A 1,067-nucleotide genomic window follows, 5' to 3' on the forward strand; every position below is an offset into this window, starting at 1 on the left:
TTTCCGTTGACCGTGATATCCGCCAGCCCGGTGAACAGCTGGGCCGCACCGGGCAACGCGGCGACCGAACGGACGCACACGACGAACCGGGCGCCCGGAGTCAGCGATGCGGCCCCGTCGCCTGGATCTCCCGCGCCGCAGTCCGCGCCCTCCGGGGCGAAACGCACCTCGGGCGCGCCGTCAAGGCCCTGGTCGGCGAAGGCCAGTCGAGCAGCCACCCGCGCACGCTCGACGGCCTGGTCCTCACTGTCCGCAGTCGCGTAGGCCCGGCCGGCGGCCCGCGCGGCCTGGGTGACCGCGAACGCCGACCGCTGGACCGCGAACACGCTGAGGAAGAAGTAGACAAACGGGATCAGTAACAGGACCGACAGCCCGACGAACTCGATCAGCGCGGTCCCGCTGTCATCACGGCGACGCAGCCGCAACCGCGGCCCGCCGCGGCCCGGTCCTAGCCGCACGGGTGGTGACGGCCGCACGGGTGGTGCCAGCCGCACAGGTGGTGACCGGTCCGGCGAGCTCACGGCGTCTCCTTGACCGCATGCCCGACAACTCTGATCGTCGTGCTCGCTCCGAACGGCACGAAGGTCAACGGCACCGTGACTTCGCACCGCACCTCAACCAATGGCACCCCGGACGGGTCGGTCACCGCGGCACTCGTGCAACGCGTATCTGCCCGCCCGGGAACGGACGAGGCGATCAGCCGCTCGGCGTACGGACCACCCGCGTCGTCGGTCATGTTCAGGTTTGCCGCGTGCCGCGCGCCCTCAGCCGCGTCCGCGGCAAGGGTGTTACGGATGTGCAGAACGAGACCGACCTGGACAACGCCGAGGAACAACAGTAACAACAGTATTCCGACCAGGACGAACTCGACGATAGCCGAACCCCGGTCGCCAGCCGGGCGCGCCAGCACCGGACGGTCAGCCGCCGGTCACGGAGTCGATCGCTTTGGTGAAGACATCCCGAAGCTGGGGCACGGCAACCGCCATCAGGGCCACTACCAGTGCCGCCGTCATCACCGTGACCATCACCCAGCCGGGCACGTCGCCGCGATCCCCGCGGCTCCGGCC

Annotated in this window: 2 protein-coding genes; both read right to left on the reverse strand. The window is 70.0% G+C overall.

Annotated features, from left to right (window positions below; all coding sequences use genetic code 11):
* A partial coding sequence (locus U9980_RS20905; RefSeq protein WP_322769474.1) for a hypothetical protein occupies positions 1-521 on the reverse strand: 521 nt, incomplete at its 3' end.
* On the reverse strand, positions 518-910 hold the full coding sequence (locus tag U9980_RS20910) for a TadE/TadG family type IV pilus assembly protein (RefSeq protein ID WP_322769475.1): 393 nt from the start codon (positions 908-910) through the stop codon (positions 518-520). The genes U9980_RS20910 and U9980_RS20905, both read right to left, overlap by 4 nt.
* Between the last annotated feature and the right edge of the window lie 157 nt (positions 911-1,067).

The sequence above is a fragment of the Protofrankia sp. Cr1 genome, from assembly GCF_963555865.1.
In the GTDB taxonomy this organism is placed as follows: domain Bacteria; phylum Actinomycetota; class Actinomycetes; order Frankiales; family Frankiaceae; genus Protofrankia.